The sequence below is a fragment of the Pedobacter segetis genome (assembly GCF_016623585.1).
Lineage (GTDB): Bacteria > Bacteroidota > Bacteroidia > Sphingobacteriales > Sphingobacteriaceae > Pseudopedobacter > Pseudopedobacter segetis.
In genome coordinates this window covers 1-844 of record NZ_JAEHFY010000062.1, presented here as the reverse complement: position 1 = coordinate 844, position 844 = coordinate 1, and the positions used below count along the sequence as shown (strand labels likewise).

General features: G+C 33.4%; 1 protein-coding gene. It reads right to left on the bottom strand.

Translation table 11 applies throughout. The annotated features are described in order from the left end of the window. Positions 1–140: 140 nt before the first annotated feature. Positions 141–844, bottom strand: a 704-nt coding sequence (locus I5M32_RS16570; RefSeq protein WP_234462002.1) for a hypothetical protein, incomplete at its 5' end; no start/stop codon positions are given.

Below are 844 nucleotides of genomic sequence, written 5' to 3'. Positions count from 1 at the left end.
TAACGATTGGCGAATTTGTGTTGTAATGGCATAGAAAGCACAAACTTGTCTGCCCGTATAAACTTAGTTAATTGCGATGAAATAACGTAAAGCAGTTCAGCCATTATAATACAAATTTGTGGTTACCAGCAGTAATTCTTCTATTTGGTAATCCCATTTTCACTACTATCTATGGTTGTTTCTGTTTGTATTAAAGTATGTTGGTCTGGCTTTATTGTCTTTATAATCTTACGGTCTATGAGGTCAATCAAACTTCTAAATTTAAAAGCATCTTCTTTCTTATTTCTTTTAATTTTGAAACCTTTGGTGTAGATTTCTTGATTGTCTATGCAACAAGATTTTCCTTTACTCCAAAATGAAGTTGGGTTGAAACCAACTAATAAACTATCAAGATTATTTCCTTCTTGGTCAATAACGATAGGTCTAGTATATGTTTTCTCAAAAGTCCACTGGTCAATATAACCAATTCCGTTTGTGTCAAGCGTTAATATGTTGTCTTTTACATTTGCTAAAACCAAGTCCACTTCTCCTGAATAATTGGTCGGCACCACGATTGTCAAGGTCGGTGAGTAAAGTTTGTAGTGAAAATAAGTGAAACCAAGTGTTGTCGTTAAAAAGAAGATTGTCAAAAACGATTTTGTTTTGAATATACGATTTAAAATAGCTGTCAAAATTAAACAGGTCAATACGATAATGATAATCCACATTATCCCTAATGCAAGTCCAGATAAAAACATTCCGCCTGGTACATTTGTCAACCTAAAAACCAAAGTTGTCAAAAGTCCAACGGATAAAATTCCTGTTAATATGTTTGCTGTTCGTCTGGTCATTATTGCTGGTAACG